Here is an 18,703-nt window from a genome sequence, read left to right as displayed (position 1 = left end):
TCGATCGGGGGTAGGTCGGTGCAATGACGAGATCGCAGCCCCGGCGTGCCCGTGGCACGGTCGGCCACGCCTACAGCGCGCTCAACATGCGGCTCCTGCTGGCCGGGTTCGGGCTGGTGACCATGACCGTCTTCGCGGTGCTGGCGTTCAATGCCGACCTGGTGTGGCTGGGTGTCCTCTGCGTGGTCTTCGCGGTGGTCGCCGTGGTCGACCTGGTAATCATCCAGCGCCGCCGCGCCGCCCGCCGCCGGGAGGAGCCGGGCGCCCGCCACTCACTCTTCGAGTGACAGGAGTACGAGATGCCCATCGCGACCACCAATCCCGCCACCGGACAGACGCTCAAGACCTACGACCCGATGTCGCCGGAGCAGATCGACGCCGCGATCGAGCGGACCGACCTGGCATACAGACAGCTGCGCGGCACCACGGTCGAGCAGCGCGGGCGCTGGCTGAACGCGGCGGCCGACCTGCTGGAGGCCGAGCGCGACGAGATCGCCCGGCTGATGACCACCGAGATGGGCAAGACGTACGCGTCGGCCAAGGCCGAGGTCACCAAGTGCGCCAGCGCCTGCCGCTTCTACGCGGCGAAGGCGGCCGACTTCCTCGCCGACGAGCCCGCCGACGCGGGGGCGGTCAAGGCCGTCCGGGCCTTCGTCCGCTACCAGCCGATCGGGCCGGTGCTCGCGGTGATGCCCTGGAACTTCCCGCTGTGGCAGGTGCTGCGCTTCGCCGCGCCGGCCCTGATGGCCGGCAACACCGGCCTGCTCAAGCACGCCTCCAACGTGCCGCAGACCGCGCTGCTGCTGGAGGACCTGTTCCGCCGCGCCGGCTTCCCGGAGGGGGCGTTCACCACCCTGCTGGTCGGCTCGGCCGAGGTCGACCGGGTGCTCAGCGACCCGCGGGTGCGCGCGGCGACGCTGACGGGCAGTGAGGGCGCCGGCCGGTCGATCGCCCAGATCGCCGGCCGGGAGCTGAAGAAGACCGTGCTGGAGCTCGGTGGCAGCGACCCGTTCGTGGTGATGCCCTCGGCGGACCTGGACCGGGCCGCCGAGGTCGCGACCACCGCCCGCTGCCAGAACAACGGCCAGTCCTGCATCGCCGCCAAGCGGTTCATCGTGCACGCCGACGTCTTCGACGCCTTCGCCGAGAGGTTCGCCGCGAACATGTCGGCCCTGCGGGTCGGCGACCCGATGGACCCCGACACCGACGTCGGCCCGCTGGCCAGCGAGGGTGGGCGCGACGAGATCCACGCGCAGGTGCGGGACGCGGTCGACAAGGGCGCCACCGTGCTCTGCGGCGGCGAGCCGCCCGCCGGCCCGGGCTGGTTCTACCCGCCGACCGTGGTCACCGACCTGAGGCCGGAGATGCGGATGTGGTCCGAGGAGGTCTTCGGGCCCGTCGCGGGCCTCTACCGGGTGTCGTCGTACGACGAGGCGATCGAGGTGGCCAACGGCACCTCCTTCGGCCTGGGTTCCAACGCCTGGACCCGCGACCCGCAGGAGCAGGAGCGCTTCGCCACCGATCTGGACGCCGGGAACGTCTTCCTCAACGGGATGACCACGTCCTATCCCGAACTGCCCTTCGGCGGGGTGAAGAACTCCGGCTACGGCCGCGAGCTCTCCGCGCTCGGCATGCGGGAGTTCTGCAACACCAAGACCGTCTGGGTGGGTGAGGGGGCCGCCTCGGCCGGCGCCGGGGCGCACGCGGAGTAGCCCCGTCCGGCTTCGTCGGCGTAGCCGGACGCCGTCATGGGTACGGAGTGACGTCATGACGGTGTTCGGCTTCCACGCGTCCCACGAGCAGATCCATCCCCGCGCCCTGCTGGAGGCGGTGATCCACGCCGAGCGGGCCGGTTTCGACGCCGCCATGTCCTCGGACCACTTCGCGCCCTGGAGCGAGCGGCAGGGCCAGTCCGGCTTCGCCTGGTCCTGGCTCGGCGCGGCGCTCCAGGCCACCGACCTGCCGTTCGGGGTGGTCAACGCCCCCGGGCAGCGCTACCACCCGGCGATCATCGCGCAGGCGATCGGCACCCTCGGGGCGATGTACCCGGGCCGGTTCTGGGCCGCGCTGGGCACCGGCGAGGCGAGCAACGAGCACATCACCGGCGACGGCTGGCCGCGCAAGGACGTCCGCGCCGCCCGGCTGCGCGAGTGCGTGGACGTGATCCGCGCGCTGCTGGCCGGCGAGGAGGTCAGCCACGACGGCCTGGTCCGGGTGGACCGGGCGAAGCTGTGGACCCGCCCGGAGCAGCCGCCGGCGCTCATCGGGGCGGCGGTCAGCGTGGCCACCGCCCGCTGGTGCGCCGAGTGGGCGGACGGGCTGATCACCGTGAACGCCCCGACCGCGCACCTGCGGCAGATGATCGACGCGTACCGGGACGCCGGCGGGCGCGGCCCGCTGCACCTGCAGGTGCACGTGAGCTGGGCGCCGGAGCAGGCCGAGGCCGAGCGGCTCGCGTACGACCAGTGGCGCAGCAACGTCTTCGCCCCGCCGATCTGCTGGGACCTGGAGACCCCGGAGCACTTCGACGCGGTCTCGCAGGACGTGCCGATGGAGAAGGTCCACGACGTCGTGAACGTCTCCGCCGACCTCGGCCGGCACGTCGGCTGGCTGGAGGAGTACCTGGAGCTGGGCTTCGACCAGATCGCCCTGCACCACGTCGGGCAGGAGCAGCGGGACTTCATCGACGCGTTCGGCGCCGAGGTGCTGCCGAAGCTGCGCAGCGCCGGCTGAGCCGTGGCGACCCGCGCCGGCGTCGGGACGTGCCGTGTCGACGGGCGGGTGGGTCAGGGCAGGCGGCGGACGAGGACCTGCCCGGGCCACGGGTCGCGGCCGGGGCGCTCGACCGTGAACGGGTCGGTGGCGGTGAAGCCCTGCCGCTCGTACCAGCGGACCAGCGCGCCGTCGCCGCCCGCGTAGCAGTCCACCCGGAGCAGGCCGAGCCCGCGCTCCCGGGCCAGCTCGGCGGCGTGCGCCAGCAGCCGGCCGCCGATGCCCGACCCGCCGTGCGCGCGGTCGGTGACCAGCAGGTTCACGTACAGCTCGGGCTCGGTGGCGGGTGGCACGTACTCCGTCGCCGTTCCGACCACCAGTGCGCCGACCGGCCGCTCGGCGAGCGTCGCCAACCACAGCCCGCCGCCGGTCGCCCAGGCCTCGGCCTGCGTGATGCGCCGCGGGTCGGTCGAGGCCGGTTCGGTGCCCCACTGGCCGGTGCGACCCCGCGCCACCAGCCAGGCGGTGGCGTCGTCGAGCAGCCGCAGCACGGCGGGCGCGTCCGTCAACCCGCCGGGACGCAGGCTAGGGCTCCGCTGATCGCTCATGACGGACATGCTGCTACACCCGTCCCCGCCCCGCCCGCCCCGCCCGCCCCGCCCGCCCCGCCCGCCCCTACCGCCCCTACCGCCCCTACCGCCCCTACCGCCTCGATCATGCAGTTGCGGTGCCCCGCGAGAGGTGCGATCCAGGGCAGGCCGCCCACCACAACTGCATGATCGACCGCGCTGGGAGCGGGGGCGGCGGGAGGGGAGTGCGGGAGGCGGGTCAGGGGGTGAGGGTGGTCAGGCGTTCCGTGTTCAGGCAGGAGGTCAGGCAGCGTTCCTTGGCGTCGCTGGTGAACCGGGCGGTCCAGTCCGTGAAGCCGCCGTCGCCGAGTGCGATCTCGTCCGCGCCGTGCCCGGCGGTGATCCGCAGCGCCGCGCCGACGTAGTAGCCCCGGCCGCGCCGGCGCTCCGGGTCGTCCACCAGCGGTACGCCCGACGGGCCCAGCGCCGGCCGGACGGTGTCCTCGATGCGTTCCCCGACGACAGGGCTGTCGAGCACGGTCAGGCGCACCCGGGCCGCCGCCGACTGCGGCAGCAGGGTGGCCAGCACCGTCCGCCAGTACGCCAGGTGCAGGGTGAGCAGCCGTGCCTCGGTGCGCCCCGAGCCGCCGTCGCGGGCGCTGGAGACCAGCGTGAAGAGCCGGAAGTGCGCCGACCAGCCCGGTCCGAAGCCCTGGGCCCGCAGCACCCGGTGGCAGGCGGCCAGGTGCACGGCGCCGTCGGCCGGCTGTTCCCGGCGGCGTACCGCGGCCTCGATGGCGAGCGCGTTGGTGGGGTCGCTGAGCACCTCGGTGGCGCGGAAGGTGGTGACGATGCGGTTCTGGCTCATCGGCGTGACGGCCGAGCAGGTGCCGAGCGGCGCGACGGGGGAGAGGTCGACGCCGGCGAACTCGGCGGGCAGCAGCCGCCACAGGCGGGCCTCGACGGCGGCCAGCGCGCGGGGGTCGGCCGCCGCCGGCCGGGTGAAGCGGTCCGTGCGCCAGCGGCGGACCAGGTCCGCGGGGCGTACCGCCGCCGCCCGGTCCCGGGCCACCGCCAGCAGCAGCGTGCGCAGGTCCGCCGGGGCCAGGCCGGCCAGGGCGCTCCGGGTGCCGTCGGGCAGTCGCGACCAGACCCGCCGCTCCGCGTCGTCCATGCCGGCCACCCTGTCCTACGCCCCGGGCCGCCGTCCATCGAGAATCGACGGCCGGGCCGTTCCGTCGGCGACGCCGGGGGAGGCGGCGACCCGCCTCCCCCGGCTCGCGAGGGTGTTCGCCGGTCCGGGCGGCGGACCGCCCGGACCGGATCGTCAGGAGAGCGTGCAGGCCGCGCCGTTGACGGTGATCAGGCCGGGTGCCGGGTTGGCGCCGCCGCCGGTCACCGCGTTGAAGCCGAAGGTGACGGTGCCGCCCGGGGCGATCCTGGCGTTGTACGACTCGTTCTTCGCGGTGACCGTGGCCCCCGCCTGGGTCGCCCTGGCCAGCCACGCCTCGCGTACCTTCTGGTCGCCGGTGAAGGCGAAGCGGGCCGTCCACCCGTCGACGGTGCTGGTGCCGGTGTTGCGGATGGTCACCTGGGCGGTGAATCCGGTGCCGCCCTGCCAGGCGCCGTGGTTGGTGTACGTGGCCGCGCAGGTCGGCGCCGGCACCGCCGCGGAGTCACCCTGGTCGGCCAGGAACGAGGCGATCCAGGCCAGCGCCGAGTTCCAGTTGATGGCGACCTCGTTGGTCGCGTACGAGTTGATGTCGTCGACGTAGCAGAACATCGGCTTGCAGCCGGCGAGCAGCTTGGCGGCGAACGGGTCCTGGAGGGCGGCGTTCGGGCCACCGGCCAGGGAGCCGGCGGGCGGCTTCGGCAGGTCCGGGTCGAGCTGGTGGCCGAAGATCCGGCTGTGCTGGTTCTCCGCCGCGTGCTCGCCCCACCCGGTCACGTACGAGATGTTCAGGGCGTTGCGGCCGAGGACGTAGTCCATCGCCTGCACCGCGCCGTCGCGGTACTTCGCGTCCCGGGTGAGGTCGAAGGCGGTGGCCAGCACGATCGCGTTGTTGATGACGTTGCTGTTGCCGCCCCAGAAGTAGCTGCCCGCGTCCCCGGGCATGGGCAGCCCGTACGCCTGCCGGCCCGCCTCGGCGAGGTGGGCGTCGGCGTCGGCGGTCACCGAGGCGCGGACGCGGGCCAGGTCGGCGGCCGGCAACCCGTTCGGCACGGTGGCCAGGTCGAGCCGGCCCAGCGCGGCGACGCCCTGCCAGCCGAAGCCGCGCGGGTCGAACACGTTCCCGGTGTGGTGCGGCGACGCGGTCAGGTCCGCCAGGTACGGCTGCTCCCCGGTGCTCAGGTAGAGCTCGACGGCGGCCCAGTAGAACTCGTCGGTGACGTTCGTGTCGTCGTACGCGCCGCCGCCGGTGCTGTCGGTCGGGCTGGCGTACCGCGTCGGGTTGGCCTTGGCGGCGGCGTAGGCCGTCTTCGCCGCCGTGCCGCAGCGCTTCGCGAAGGCCGCGTCGTAGGGGGCGAAGAGCCGCGCGCACTGGGCGGCGACGGCGGCCAGGTTGAGCGTGGCGGCGGTGGACGGCGGGTGCAGCTCGCGCTGCTCCGGGTCGTCGTGCGGGGCGAGCGGCAGCCCGGTCCAGTTCCGGTCGTGGATCTTGTGGTGGGCCATCCCGGCGAGCGGCTTGCCGGCCGGCACCTGCATGCGCAGCAGGAACTCCAGCTCCCAGCGGGCCTCGTCGAGCACGTCCGGTACGCCGTTGCCGCGCTCGGGCACCCGCAGCGTGCTGTCGCCGAGTGCCGCGCCGTGCCCGGCGGTGGCGGCCGTGCGGGTCCGCTCGAAGGTGTTCAGCAGCTGGTAGGTGGCGATGCCGCCGTTGACCACGTACTTGCCGTGGTCGCCGGCGTCGTACCAGCCGCCGCGCACGTCCAGCGAGTAGTCGCAGACGCCCGGCTGGCAGGGCACGGAGGTGTCGCCCTTGTTGGGCGCCACGCCGAGGTGCCCGGCCGGGCGGGCGTACTCGGCGCCGATCAGGTCGCCGTCGATGGCGATGCCGCTGCGCTGGGCGTAGAAGAACTGGAGGGAGTCGGCGCGCAGCCGGTCGTAGAGGGTGCCCGAGATGTCGAAGGGGTGGCTGGTCTCTCCGTCGACGACCAGGGTCAGCCCCGCCCCCGGGGTCCGGTACGACGAGAAGTCGAGCGTCTGCACGTTCTGCCCGGAGGCGGCGTCCACGCCGCGCGGGGTGGTGCTGCCGCTGGCCAGGACGGCGCCGGCGGCGGAGCGGAGCTGCCAGGGCAGGGCCTCGGTCGCCGACGTGACCACGGTGGCGTTCTTCGGCCCGCCGGGCAGGTAGCCGACCTGGTTGACCCGCACCCGCGGCCCGGTGTCGGGCACGTACGGCTCCGGCGGGTCGCCGCCGCGCAGCGAGACGTCGTCCAGGCAGACGGTCTGCTCGGCCGCGCCGCCGCCGACCTGGAAGATCAGTTGGGCGGCCGGGTTCGCCTCGGGAACCGTGAACGTCTTCTCGAACCGCTGGGCGGTGCCGCTGGCGGTGGCGTCGACGCTGGCGTACGTGGTGTAGGGGGCGGTGCCCAGTTGCAGGACCGCCTTGACGGCGGTGCCGGGGGTGGCGGAGACGTCGAAGCCGAGCGTGTACTCGGCCCCGGCGACCAGCGGCACGCCGTCCTGGCCGATGCCGGCGTCCCACGGGTTGGCCAGGCCGCCGGGCACGGTGGTGCAGAGCCGGCCGTCGGTGACCCCGAGCGGGCCGGTGCCGTAGGAGAACCAGGGGGACACGCCGGCGCTGAAGTCGCCGTTGTCGATCTGTTCGGGGGCGTCGGGGGGCGGTTCGGCGTGGGCCGTGCCGGCGGTGGCTCCGGTCAGGGCGATGGTGGTCGCGGTCGCGAGCAGCGCGAGGCGACGTCGGGATGGCGTCACGGGTGTTCCTTCCGGACGACTGCGGGGGACGGGGGCGGCGGGGGCGACCTGGGAGCGCTCCCAGTTCGTGTCGATGGTTCCAGTGCCTCCGGCGCCCTGTCAATCGATCCGGCTGGATGGTTCGGAACCGCCCGGCGGGACCCGCGGGACAGTGAGATTCGCCGCGCGACGCGCCGAGGTCTCGATCTCCTAGAGACAACCGAGCCCTCCGCCTGGCAGGCTGCCACCCATGACCCTGAAGCTGCGTTCCGTGGGAACGAGCGACCGTGGGCTGATCCGCAGCGGAAACCAGGACGCCCTGCACGCCGGCACCTGGCTCGTCGCCGTCGCCGACGGCATGGGCGGGATGGCGGCCGGCGACCTGGCCAGCGCGATCGCCATCGAGGCGGTCGCACCGCTCGACGTGGAGACCCCGGAGCACGCGTTGGTGGCCGCACTGCAGAGCGGCATCCAGCTCGCCACCGAGCGGATCCACCAGGCGGTGGCCGAGGATCCGGAGCGGCAGGGCATGGGCACCACGCTGACCGCCCTGCTCTTCGCCCGGACGGGCAGCTGCCTGGCCCTCGCCCACGTCGGCGACTCCCGCGCCTACCTGTTCCGCGAAGGCGTGCTCAAGCAGATCACCCGGGACGACACGTTCGTGCAGATGCTCGTCGACCAGGGGGTGATCACCGCCGACCAGGCCAGCAGCCACCCCCGCCGGGCCGTGGTCACCCAGGCGTTGCAGGGCGAGGAGGTCTCCCCGGCGTACGCGACGATGGTGCCCTGGGTCGGGGACCGCTGGCTGCTGTGCAGCGACGGGCTGTCCAACGTCGTGCGCCCGGACACCCTCGCCGAGGTGCTCGCCGAGCACCCGGACCGCGCGGACTGCGCCCGGCGGCTGATCGACCTGGCGCTGCGCGCCGGCGGGCCGGACAACGTCACGGTGGTCGTCGCCGACGTCGTGGAGGAGTGAGCGAGCGTCGCGCGCGAACCAGCCGGTTCAGCGCCCTGGAGCCTCGTGGCGTCGCCGACCGCAGGGAGACGACGACATGAGCCCCCTCAGCGGCGGCGCGGGGTGGCGTGCCGGGTGGGCGGGGCCGTGGTCGGGTCCTCTGGCCACGGGTGGCGCGGGTAGCGCCCGCGCAGCTCCCCCCGTACCTGCGGATAGCCGGTGCGCCAGAAGGAGGCCAGGTCGGCGGTGACCGCCACCGGCCGCCCGGCCGGCGAGAGCAGGTGCAGCAGCACCGGCACCCGGCCGTCGGCGATGCGCGGCGCGTCCCGCCAGCCGAAGGTCTCCTGGAGCTTCACCGCGAGCACCGGCGCCGCCGGGTCGGCGTAGTCGACCCGGATCCGCGATCCGCTCGGCACCGCGATCCGCTCCGGTGCCACCTCGTCCAGCCGGGCCGCCAGCGCCCACGGCAGCAGCCGGCGCAGCGCCCCGGCCACGTCGATCCGGGCCAGGTCGGCGCGGCGGCGGGCGCGGGCCAGCTCCGGGCCCAGCCAGGCGGGTGCGTCGGCGAGCAACGCCTCGTCGCCCACGTCGGGCCAGTCGCCGCCGAGCGACTGCCGGCAGAACGCCAGCCGCTCGCGCAACGCCCGCGCCGCCGGGGTCCAGGTCAGCAGGCCGAGGCCGGTACGACGCAGGCCGGTCAGCAGGGCCTGCACCACCTCCGCCGGGTCCGGCCGGGCGAGCGGTCGCTCGATCAGCTCGATCGCGCCCAGCCGCAGCACCTCCCGGGCCACCACCTCCTCGCCGGCCCAGCCGACCTCCCGCTCGGTGCGCAGCAGCGGCCCGCCCGCCTCCCGGGCGGTCGCCTCGTCGAGCGGGGTGGCCAGCCGCACCCGGGCGGTCGGCGCGCCGGGGGAGCGGTCCGCCACCGCGACCGCCAGCCAGTCGGCGCCGGCCAGCCCCGACCCGGGCGCCAGCTCCGCCGCGGTCCCGCCGCTCATCAGGTACGCCGAGCCGCCCGGCCGCCGCACCCGGGCCAGCCGCTCCGGGTGGGCGAGCCCGACCAGCAGCCCGGCGGCCAGGTCGTCGGTCAGCCGGCCCCGGTCCGCGTCCCCGGGCGGGGCCAGGGGTCCGTGCCCGAGCGGGTGCACGGCGGGCGGCTCATCGGCCGGGTGCCGGGTCGGCCGCGTCCGGCCGGTGCCGCCCGCCGTCGCCGCGCCGGAGCCGTGGGGCGGGCGGGCCCGGTCGGGCCGCTGCGCGGGAGCGTCGGGCAGGGCGGCGCGCAGTCTGCGTACCTCCGCGCGCCAGCGGGCGGTGGCACCCGGGTCCGTGCCCGCGCGCAGCCGGCGCCAGGCGGCGGTCAGGTCGTCGCCCGGCCCGGCGGCGGAGTCCTCGGCGAGCACCGCCACGACCTCCGCCGCCCGGTCCACTCCCACCCGGCCGGCCCCGTCGAGCAGCGCCCGGGCCAGCCGGGGATGCGCCCCGACCGCGGCGATCGCCCGGCCCCGGTCGGTGATCCGGCCGTCCGCGTCGAGCGCGCCGAGGGTCGTGAGGGTGTCGCGGGCCACCGCCATCGACGCCGCCGGGGGCGGGTCGGGCAGGGCCAGACCGGCGCCGTCCGGCGACCCCCATGCGGCCAGCTCCAGGGCGAAGCCGGTCAGGTCGGCGGTGGCGATCTCCGGCTCCGGCTGTGCGGCAAGCCGCTCATGGGTGGCCGCCGACCAGCAGCGGTAGACGTGCCCGGGCGCCTCCCGGCCCGCGCGGCCGGCCCGCTGGGTGGCCGCCGCCCGGGACACGCCGACGGTGACCAGGGCGCCCAGGCCCCGGGCCAGGTCCATCCGGGCGACCCGGGACAGCCCGGCGTCCACCACCACCCGGACGCCCGGCACGGTCAGGCTGCTCTCCGCGACCGCCGTCGCCAGCACCACCCGCCGCCGGTCGGCCGGGCGCAGCGCCGCGTCCTGGTCGGCGCCGCGCTGCCGGCCGTGCAGCGGCAGGACGGCGACCGCGTCGCGCAGGTCGGCCAGCCGGCCCGCGACGGCACCGATCTCGCCGGCCCCGGGCAGGAAGACCAGCACGTCCCCGTCGCACTCGCGCAGCGCCCGGCGCACCGTCGCCGCGACGTGGTCGAGCAGGCCCCGGTCGACCCGGCCGGCCCCCGGCGCGGCCACCGGCCGGGGCGGCGGCGCCCAGATCCGGGTCACCGGGTGCAGGGCCGAGGACGCCCGGACGATCGGCGCGGGAGCGCCCCCGCCGCCGAGCAGCGCGGCGAAGCGGTCCGCCTCCGGGGTGGCCGACATCGCCAGCAGCCACAGGTCGGGGCGCAGCGCGGCCCGGGCCTCCACCGCGAACGCGAGCGCCAGATCGGCGTCGAGCTGCCGCTCGTGGCACTCGTCGAGCAGCACGGCGCCGGTGCCGGCCAGCTCGGGATCGCGGTGCAGCCGCCGCACCAGCAGCCCGGTGGTGACCACCTCGACGCGGGTCCGCGGTCCGCTGCGGCGCTCGCCGCGCACGGCGTACCCGATCCGCTCGCCGAGCGGCTCGCCGAGCAGCGCGGCCATCCGGCGTGCCGCCGCGCGGGCCGCCACCCGGCGCGGCTGGGCGACCAGCACGCGACCGGAGACCTCGTCGGCCACGGCCAGCGGGGCGAGGGTGGTCTTGCCGGTCCCGGGCGGGGCGACCAGCACCCCGGCGCCGGCGCCGCGCAGCGCCGCGACCAGTTCTGGCAGCACCGGCCGCACGGGCAGGTCGAGGGGCACGTCCGAGAGCACGGCCCAGTCTCGCACCGCCCGGGGAGCGGCTCAGTCGGGGCGTACCCCGTCGACGCCGGTGACGAAGGCGCGCCAGGCCGACGCCGGGAAGGCCAGCACGGGGCCGGGCCGGTCCTTGCTGTCCCGGACGGCGACCCGGTCCCCGGCGGTGGCGACCTCCACGCAGTTGCCGTTGCCCACGCTGCGGCTGCTTGTGCGCCACTGGGCCCGGGTCAGGTCGAACGCGGTCATCGCGGTACCCCCGTCTGTGCCGGCGCGCCGCGTCAGCGGTCACGCAAAGTGACGAGAAGCTTCCGTCAGGCGGGTCAGGGACGCCTCCGGACCGAGTGCCATCCGGCACATCTCCTCGTGCACAAGGCTATACCCGCGCACCTGGCCGACCTCCTCCAGAGCCAGCCCCATCGTGAGGTTTTCCAGGTAAACCACGGCCGCGTCGGCGGCCTCGGCGAACGTCAGCACGACGTACGGGGCGTTCATCGCCGGGTGCCCGCCGGCCGAGAACGGAAGTACCTGGAGAGTCACGTTCGGTAGTTGAGAGACCTTCGCGAGATGGGCCATCTGATCGGCCATCACGGCGTTGCCGCCGACCGGGCGGCAGAGCACCGCCTCGTTGAGCACCACGGACAACTCGACCGGATTGTCGCGGTGCAGCACGTTCTGCCGGTGCAGCCGCGCGGCGACCTTGCGCTCGATGCCGTCCTCGCCCGCGGTGCGCCGGAAGACCTCCCGCGCGTACGCCTCGGTCTGCAACAGCCCGGGCACCGCCTCGGCCTCGTACGTGCGCAGGCTGGCCGCCTCCGCCTCCAGTCCGACGTAGAACTCGAACCACTCCGGCAGGACGTCGCTGTACTTCTGCCACCAGCCGCGCTGCTGCGCCCCGCGGGCGATCTCGATCAGCGCTTCGGCGTCCGCCCCGGTCACCTCGTACAGCGCCAGCGCGGCGCGGACGTCGCGCGGCTTGATGCCGATCTGGGCGTTCTCGATGCGGGACAGGTTGCTCTTGGACATGTCCAGTTGCCGGGCGGCGACATCCAGGGTCATGCCCGCGCGCTCGCGCAACTGGCGGAGTTCCCGGGCGATGCGGCGCCGGCGGACGGTGGGGCTCGCGGTCACCCTCCGAGTCTGTCACGGCAAGATCCGCAGGTCGCGCAAGTACGGAGTGCAACTTCCATAAACGGGAGTTGCGTTGCAGTCACGGCCGGTGCATCCTTGCCCGGTTGCGATCACTGTGGACAACCCGCGTGGGAGGACCGGTTGCTCATCGCCGACGAGTTCTTCCTGATCACCCACAACGACAGTCGGGGCAAGCCGAAGCTGCACCCGACGGCGACCGGCCTGGGCCTTGCCGGAGGGCTGCTCGGTGAACTGGTCCTGCGTGGACACGTCACCGTCTCCGCCGGGCTCGTCACGGTGGTCGACCGACGCCCGCCGGCGGACGCGCTGGCGCACACCGTGCTGGACCAGTTGGTCGGCGAGACGCAGCAGCACCCGGTGCGTACCTGGCTGAGCTTCCTGGCGCAGACCGCCACCACCTCGGTGGGGGAGCGGCTGGTCAGAGCGGGAGTGCTGCGCCGGCAGGAGAGCCGGCGGCTGCTCCGCACCACCGTCAGCTACCTGCCGATCGACCTCAACGCGGTGGCCTGGCCGGCCACCCGGCTGCGCGCCCTGCTCGACCGGCCGGAACCGCCGAGCGTGCCCGACGGGACGCTGCTGGGCCTGGTCGTCGCCGCCGGGCTGAGCCGCGAGGTGCTGTGGAGCGCCGGCCCCCGGGCGCACCACCGGCTGGGCGTGCTCATCCCGGCGCTGCCCCCGCCGCTGCGGGAACTCGTGGCGCACACCGAGGCCGCGGTGGGCGCCGCCGTGCTGCGCGGCGTCGGCTGACGCCCCTCCACCCCCTCCTCCCCTCGAACCGGAGTCCGCGTATGTCGACACCAACGCTCGGCCGACCGAGCAACGTCTCCGAGGCCCTGGCCCGCGGCCGGCTCGGCGTGCCGTCGGTGATCTTCTTCGTCCTCTCCGCCGCCGCCCCGCTGACCGTCGTGGCCGGCGTGGTCACCACCGGCTACGGGGTCGTCGGGGTGCTCGGCATCCCGCTGGCCTTCCTGACGGTGGCCGCGGTGCTCGCCCTCTTCTCGATCGGGTACGTGGCGATGGCCCGGCGGATGGCCAACGCCGGCGCGTTCTACGCCTACGTCGCCCGTGGGCTGGGCCGTCCGGCCGGCGTCGGCGCGGCGTGGGTGGCGCTGATCGCGTACAACGCCCTCCAGGTGGGGCTCTACGGCACCATCGGCGCCGCCGCGGAGCCGGTGCTCGGCCGCCTGTTCGGGGTGGCCCCGGCGTGGTGGGTGGTGGCGCTGGCCGCCTGGGCGACGGTCGGCGTGCTCGGTCTGCTCCGCGTCGACCTCAACGGCCTGGTGCTGGCGGCGCTGCTGGTCGCCGAGATGGTGGTGATCGTCGTCTTCGACCTCGGGCAGCTGACCCACCCGGCCGGCGGGAACGTCAGCTTCGCCGCCCTGTCACCGGAGAACCTCGTCGTGCCCGGCGCCGGCGCGGTGCTGGTGCTGGCCATCCTGGGCTTCGTCGGCTTCGAGTCCGCCGTGGTGTTCAGCGAGGAGAGCAAGGACCCGCGGCGGACGGTGCGGCTGGCCACCTACCTCTCGATCGCCATCATCGCGGGCATCTACGCGCTGTCGTCGTGGAGCATGACCGTCGCCGTCGGGCCGGACCGGATCGCCGCCGAGGCGGGCGAGCAGAGCATCGGGCTGATCTTCAACCTGGCCGAGGCGCACCTCGGCGGCACCGCCGTCACCATCGGCCAGGCGCTCTTCCTGACCTCGGTGCTCGCCGCGATGATCTCCTTCCACAACACCACCGCCCGGTACACGTTCGCGCTCGGCCGGGAGCGGGTGCTGCCGGCCGTGTTCGGGCAGACCTCGCCGCGCACCGGATCGCCCCGGGCCGCCTCCCTCGCGCAGAGCGCGCTCGGCCTGGTGGTGATCCTGCTCTACGCGCTCAACGGCTGGGACCCGGTGGTGCAGCTGTTCTACTGGGTCGGCACCGCCGGCGGCTTCGGGGTGCTGCTGCTGATCGCCACCACCTCGGTCGCGGTGATCGCCTTCTTCGCCCGCAGTGGGGTGGACGAGACGCTGTGGCGTCGCGCGGTCGCCCCCGGCCTCGCCGCCGTGGCCCTGGCCGTGATCGTCATGCTGGCGGTGGCCAACTTCGCCGACCTGCTCGGGGTGGCCCCGGACTCGCCCCTGCGCTGGGCGGTCCCGGCGGTCTACCCGGTCGCCGCGCTGCTCGGCCTGCTGTGGGCGCTGGTGCTGCGCGGCAGCCGCCCCGACACGTACGCCCGGATCGGCCTGGGCGCGGAGAGCGTGGCGGCGACGGTGCCGGCGGCCGGGCACGTCGGCGGGCCCGTCCCGAGCGGGACGGCGGCGCGGCGGTGAGCGAGGTGCGGGTCGAGCGGCTCGGGCCGCAGGAGACGTCGCTGGTGGCCGGCCGGATCGCCGAGGCGTTCATGGCCCTCGACGCGCCCCGGTGGCTGGTGCCCGACGCCGGGCGGCGGCAGTCCGTGCTGGCCGGCAACTTCGCGATCCTGGTGGACCACGCGATGCGGTACGGCCTCGTCCACGCGACCGCGGACCGGGCGGGGGTGGCGGTCTGGTTCCCGTCGGTGGGCGACCCGGCCCCGCCGCCGGAGGACTACGACGCCCGGCTGGCTGCGGCGTGCGGGGAGTGGACCGACCGGTTCGCGCACCTGGACAAGCTCTTCGAGACCCACCACCCGCACGCGGACCACCACCACCTGGCCTTCCTCGCCGTCGCTCCGGACCGGCAGGGGCAGGGGCTGGGCAGCGCGCTGTTGCGGCACCACCACGCCGTCCTCGACGCCGAGGGGGTGCCCGGTTACCTGGAGGCGGCCAGCGAGACCGGCCGCGACCTCTACGCGCGGCACGGTTACCAGGTCGCCGAGCCCTTCCACCTGCCCGACGGCACGCCGTTCTGGCCGATGTGGCGGGAGCCCGCCCGCTGAACGACGGCGCCCGGGCCACCCGTCGAGGTGGCCCGGGCGCCGGAACTCAGTGGTGGCGCGACCGCGCCGGACACGGCGATGGCCGGGCCCGCCGGCCCGGCCATCGCCCACCACCCCTAGTACGTGCCGTCGAGCTGCCCCCGCAGCTTGGTCAGCGCGCGGGCCAGCAGCCGGGAGACGTGCATCTGCGAGACGCCGATCTGCTCGGCGATCTGCGACTGCGTCAGGTTGCCGTAGAACCGCAGCGTGAGGATCTTCTGCTCCCGCTCGTCGAGCGTGGCCAGCGCCGGGCCGAGGGCGACCCGCAGCTCGGCAAGCTCGAACTCGCCGTCCACGCCGCCGAGCATGTCGCCCAGCTCGGTCGCGCGGTCGCCGTCGCCGGTCGGGGTGGAGAGCGAGACCGCGTTGTAGGCGCGGGCACCCTCCAGGCCCTCCAGCACCTCTTCCTCGGTGAGCTTGAGGTGGGCGGCGATGTCGGCCACCGTGGGCGACCGGCCCAGGGTCTGCAGCAGCGAGCTGTTGGCGTCGGAGATGGCCAGTCGCAGCTCCTGGAGCCGGCGCGGGACGCGGATGTCCCAGGTGCGGTCGCGGAAGTGCCGCTTGAGCTCACCGATGATGGTGGGGATCGCGTAGCCGGCGAAGTCGACGCCGCGGGACGGGTCGAACTTGTCGATCGCCTTGATCAGGCCGACGGCGGCGGTCTGGGCCAGGTCGTCGGTGGGCTCGCCCCGGCCGCTGTAGCGGTGGGCGAGGTGGTTGGCGAGCGGCAGCCAGGCCTCGATCGCCTTGTCGCGCAGGGCGGCGCGGGACGGGTGGTCGGCCGGCAACGCGGCCATCGCGTTGAGCAGGTCCGCAGCGCTGTCGGTGAGCGCACGCGGGTCGAGCTTCTGGGTGGTGCTCGGCGGTGTCGTGGTCGCCGGCTCGCTGATCGTTGGCGCGGTCATGGGTGGTCCTCCCTGCACCTCGTCCGCGGATGAAAAGACGTGACGCTTAGGTTTAAGTTCAGATGTCCGTTCGGAAGTCACCTTAGCCCGATCGGTCTGCCGAAATCTAGCCGAAAGTACGATGTACTTAAGTAATTTTTGGGCGCGTACGGTGCGAATGGGGCGAAGCAGCCTCGGATTGTGAGCCGCCCTACGTCGGGCGTACGGTCAGCCGGCCCCGCCGGACATCGACGACGCCCCATCCGTGCGGCCCGGACCGGCGGGCCGAGCGGTCACGGTCCCCGGATGGCCAGCGCCGAATGTCGGCTTTCCGTCGTTGTCCCGTCGGCGGGACGGGCCGTAGCGTGCGGGTACCTGCCCCGCTCCGGAGGTGCCGTGCTCGACCCCGCCGCCCCCCATCTCGTCGTCAGCAGCCGCACGCTCTTCTTCGGCTGGCTGCCGGCGGACCCGGACGCGGTCGCGGCGCTGGTCCCGGCCGGGCTGCGCCCGTCGGCCGACCGGCTGGTCTTCATGAACCAGTACGTCGTCGACGACGAGAGCCAGACCTCCGGCTTCGGCGCGTACTCGCTGACCTACCTCGGGGTGGCGCTGGCCGGGGTGGACGCGCCGGGCGGGGTCAACCCCGGCGGCTGGTGGACGCACTACGTGACCTGTAGCGAACCGGTTCGCGCCTACGCCACCGCCCGGGGGGCGCCCGCCGTCGCGGGCCGGACCCGCATCGAGCGCCACGACGGGGAGATCGTCGCCGAGACGGAGATCGACGGCGTACCGGTGATCCGGGCCCGCTGCCAGGTGGGCGAGACGGGCCGGGCGATCAGCAGCGGCCACCACCGCTACTTCACGGCCCGGGACGGGCAGCTGCTCAGCGCCGTCTACCCGTACGTCGCCGAACCGGTCGACCCGTTCGTGATCGAGTCGGTGGAGTTCCTGGAGCCGACACACCCGATCTACGCGCTCCGCCCCGAGAACCCGCTGACGATCGGGTTCGGGTTCTACTCGCCGCGCGCCTCGTTCGCCTACCCCGGCGGGCTGACGGTGCACCCCGCCGACGTCGAGGCCGCGCCAGACCGCAGCCGGGCCGACGCCCTCTTCGTGCCCGCCTGAGGTTCCACCCCGTGCCGGGCCCGGACGCTCACCACGTGCCTGCCCGGCGGGCCCGCAGCGGCCGGCCGTCCGGGTCGTAGACCAGCCGGTACGCCGGCAGCGCCCAGGCCCGGGTGTACCAGGGCAGCCGTTCCGCCCGGTGCGGCAGCAGCCGGCCCGGCGGCCGGGGGCCGGCCTGCCCGGCGTCGTACCACCGTTGCAGCGCGTCGGCGGCGTCGGTGACCGCCGCCACGGCGTCGGCCGGGTCGATCAGGTCAGCGTCCTCGCCGCCGTCGGGATCGCGGTCAAGGTGCTCGCGCCACAGCCGCAGCCGCAGCTCGCGGGCGAAGACCCGGGCGCCGTCGCCGAGGCCGGCCGGGTCGGTCGGCGCCCGGTCGTCGCGGGTGTCGTCGAGCACCGCGCAGGACAACTCGCTGTCGTGCGTCCAGGACCGGCGGTTGAAGTTGTCGCTGCCCACGCTGGCCCACACGTCGTCGACCACGCACACCTTGGCGTGCACGTACACCGGATCGCCGGCGTGATTCTCCACGTCGAAGACGTGCACCCGCTCCGGGGCCGCCCGCTCGCAGAGCGACAGCGCCTGCTCGCGGCCGACCGTGTTGGGCGGCAGCGCCAGCCGGCCGTCCACGTCCGGGAACCGGGGGACCACGGCGACCAGGTGCAGGTCGGGATTGTCCCGCAGCGCCCGGGCGAACAGGTCGGCCACCTCGGTGGACCACAGGTACTGGTCCTCCAGGTAGATCAGCCGCCGGGCCCGCCGGACCGCCTTGGTGTAGCCGCGGGCCACCGTGCGCTCGCCGTCGGGGGCGAAGGAGTAGCGGGGCCGGACCGCGGGGTAGGTGCGCAGCACCTGGACGTGGTGCGGGCCGCAGGGCGGCGGGTCGGCCGGCTGCGGCGGCAGCGGGTCGGGCCGCAGGTCCGCGCCGCGCAGCCGGTCCCGCAGGTAGGCGAGGGGGTTCTCCGAGTCCAGCGGCATCGGGTCGGTCCAGCGCTCCCGGAAGGTGGTGTCCAGCGCGCCCACCACCGGCCCCCGCACCGCGAGCTGCACGTCGTGCCAGGGCGGGCGGTCGCCGTAGCGGGCGGACATCTGCACCGCCTGCGGGTCGCCCCGGTGCGCGGCGTCGTCGCGCCGGCTGTGGCACAGGTCGATCCCGCCGGCGAAGGCGACGTCCCGCTCCGGCGCGGCGGGGTGCCGCAGCACCACCAGCTTCTGGTGGTGCGAGCCGCCCCGGCGGACCCGCTGGTCGAGCAGCACCTCACCGCCGGCGGCGGCGACCGTCTCGCTCAGGGTGCGGTTCTCCGCCTCGCTGTAGGCCAGGACGTCGAGGTGGGAGCGCCAGATGAGGCCCTTGACCACCACGCCCCGCTGCGCGGCGCGCGCGAAGAGCTGCGCCACGGTCGGCCCGTCCGGACGCAACCGCTGGTCCGGGTCGCCGCGCCAGTCCGTGAAGAAGAGGTGGTCGCCGGCCTCCAGCGACTCCACCTCGTCGACCAGCCGGTCGAAGTATGCGGCACCGTGAATTAACGGCTCGGCAAGGTTTCCGCTGCTCCAGACGGGTAACTCTGACACCGGGTTGGCGCGTTCGGCTGCGCTCAGGAACCAGTTGCGCGGTGCCACCGTTCCAGCCCCCCGAGGTCGACAACGTCCTCACGGTAGGACCCAGGTCGCGGGTCCGCATCCCGGCCGGCACTCCGG

General features: G+C 74.8%; 16 protein-coding genes. 8 read left to right on the top strand and 8 right to left on the bottom strand.

Features of this window, described 5'->3' with window-relative positions; genetic code table 11:
• Window positions 1–23 precede the first annotated feature (23 nt).
• Genes DER29_RS01200 through DER29_RS01190 form a run of 3 tightly spaced genes read left to right on the top strand, consistent with a single transcriptional unit; the run spans window position 24 to window position 2,733 of the window.
• The gene (locus DER29_RS01200) at window positions 24–287 is read left to right on the top strand and encodes a DUF6343 family protein (RefSeq protein ID WP_121395528.1); all 264 of its coding nucleotides are present in this window, start codon (window positions 24–26) and stop codon (window positions 285–287) included.
• A 12-nt stretch (window positions 288–299) separates the two neighbouring features.
• Complete coding sequence (locus DER29_RS01195; RefSeq protein WP_121395526.1) at window positions 300–1,712, top strand: NADP-dependent succinic semialdehyde dehydrogenase; 1,413 nt, start codon at window positions 300–302, stop codon at window positions 1,710–1,712.
• A gap of 55 nt (window positions 1,713–1,767) precedes the next feature.
• A complete protein-coding gene (locus tag DER29_RS01190) occupies window positions 1,768–2,733 on the top strand; it encodes a TIGR03885 family FMN-dependent LLM class oxidoreductase (protein ID WP_121395524.1) in 966 nt (321 codons plus the stop codon).
• 53 nt (window positions 2,734–2,786) lie between these two features.
• Here the strand turns inward: DER29_RS01190 and DER29_RS01185 are convergent, their stop codons facing one another.
• The 3 genes from DER29_RS01185 to DER29_RS01175 form a co-directional block, all read right to left on the bottom strand.
• A complete protein-coding gene (locus tag DER29_RS01185; RefSeq protein ID WP_121395522.1) occupies window positions 2,787–3,320 on the bottom strand; it encodes a GNAT family N-acetyltransferase in 534 nt (177 codons plus the stop codon).
• A 220-nt stretch (window positions 3,321–3,540) separates the two neighbouring features.
• Complete coding sequence (locus tag DER29_RS01180) at window positions 3,541–4,455, bottom strand: hypothetical protein (RefSeq protein WP_121395520.1); 915 nt, start codon at window positions 4,453–4,455, stop codon at window positions 3,541–3,543.
• Between the two features lie 153 nt (window positions 4,456–4,608).
• The gene (locus DER29_RS01175) at window positions 4,609–7,221 is read right to left on the bottom strand and encodes a glycoside hydrolase family 9 protein (RefSeq protein ID WP_121395518.1); all 2,613 of its coding nucleotides are present in this window, start codon (window positions 7,219–7,221) and stop codon (window positions 4,609–4,611) included.
• A gap of 229 nt (window positions 7,222–7,450) precedes the next feature.
• On the opposite strand from DER29_RS01175, the gene DER29_RS01170 reads away from it, so the two are divergent.
• The gene (locus DER29_RS01170; protein ID WP_121395516.1) at window positions 7,451–8,176 is read left to right on the top strand and encodes a PP2C family serine/threonine-protein phosphatase; all 726 of its coding nucleotides are present in this window, start codon (window positions 7,451–7,453) and stop codon (window positions 8,174–8,176) included.
• A gap of 86 nt (window positions 8,177–8,262) precedes the next feature.
• Here DER29_RS01170 and DER29_RS01165 read toward each other — a convergent pair whose 3' ends face one another.
• From DER29_RS01165 to DER29_RS01155, 3 genes are read right to left on the bottom strand one after another with little or no spacing between them, the layout of a single operon-like run.
• Window positions 8,263–10,923, bottom strand: coding sequence for an ATP-dependent RNA helicase (locus tag DER29_RS01165; protein WP_121398897.1), 2,661 nt, complete (start codon window positions 10,921–10,923; stop codon window positions 8,263–8,265).
• Window positions 10,924–10,953: 30 nt separating this feature from the next.
• Window positions 10,954–11,154 carry a DUF397 domain-containing protein gene (locus tag DER29_RS01160; RefSeq protein ID WP_121395514.1) on the bottom strand — a complete coding sequence of 67 codons (201 nt, stop codon included), beginning with the start codon at window positions 11,152–11,154 and terminating at the stop codon, window positions 10,954–10,956.
• A gap of 39 nt (window positions 11,155–11,193) precedes the next feature.
• Complete coding sequence (locus DER29_RS01155) at window positions 11,194–12,036, bottom strand: helix-turn-helix transcriptional regulator (RefSeq protein ID WP_121395512.1); 843 nt, start codon at window positions 12,034–12,036, stop codon at window positions 11,194–11,196.
• A gap of 141 nt (window positions 12,037–12,177) precedes the next feature.
• Between DER29_RS01155 and DER29_RS01150 the strand changes: the two genes are divergently transcribed.
• From DER29_RS01150 to DER29_RS01140, 3 genes are read left to right on the top strand one after another with little or no spacing between them, the layout of a single operon-like run.
• The gene (locus tag DER29_RS01150; protein WP_121395510.1) at window positions 12,178–12,804 is read left to right on the top strand and encodes a GPP34 family phosphoprotein; all 627 of its coding nucleotides are present in this window, start codon (window positions 12,178–12,180) and stop codon (window positions 12,802–12,804) included.
• A gap of 41 nt (window positions 12,805–12,845) precedes the next feature.
• Window positions 12,846–14,372: an APC family permease gene (locus DER29_RS01145; RefSeq protein ID WP_121395508.1), complete on the top strand. Its 1,527-nt coding sequence runs from the start codon at window positions 12,846–12,848 to the stop codon at window positions 14,370–14,372.
• Window positions 14,369–14,959 carry a GNAT family N-acetyltransferase gene (locus tag DER29_RS01140; RefSeq protein ID WP_121395506.1) on the top strand — a complete coding sequence of 197 codons (591 nt, stop codon included), beginning with the start codon at window positions 14,369–14,371 and terminating at the stop codon, window positions 14,957–14,959. The genes DER29_RS01145 and DER29_RS01140 overlap by 4 nt, the downstream gene beginning before the upstream one ends.
• A gap of 116 nt (window positions 14,960–15,075) precedes the next feature.
• Here the strand turns inward: DER29_RS01140 and DER29_RS01135 are convergent, their stop codons facing one another.
• Entirely contained in the window at window positions 15,076–15,903 is an 828-nt protein-coding gene (locus tag DER29_RS01135; RefSeq protein ID WP_121395504.1) for a SigB/SigF/SigG family RNA polymerase sigma factor, read from the bottom strand.
• A 375-nt stretch (window positions 15,904–16,278) separates the two neighbouring features.
• Between DER29_RS01135 and DER29_RS01130 the strand changes: the two genes are divergently transcribed.
• The gene (locus tag DER29_RS01130) at window positions 16,279–17,007 is read left to right on the top strand and encodes an acetoacetate decarboxylase family protein (protein WP_233599606.1); all 729 of its coding nucleotides are present in this window, start codon (window positions 16,279–16,281) and stop codon (window positions 17,005–17,007) included.
• Window positions 17,008–17,035: 28 nt separating this feature from the next.
• On the opposite strand, the gene DER29_RS01125 is transcribed toward DER29_RS01130, so the two are convergent.
• Entirely contained in the window at window positions 17,036–18,625 is a 1,590-nt protein-coding gene (locus DER29_RS01125; RefSeq protein WP_121395502.1) for a phospholipase D-like domain-containing protein, read from the bottom strand.
• Window positions 18,626–18,703: the final 78 nt, after the last annotated feature.

The organism is Micromonospora sp. M71_S20, from assembly GCF_003664255.1.
Lineage (GTDB): Bacteria > Actinomycetota > Actinomycetes > Mycobacteriales > Micromonosporaceae > Micromonospora.
This window is presented reverse-complemented; position numbering and strand designations above follow the sequence as displayed.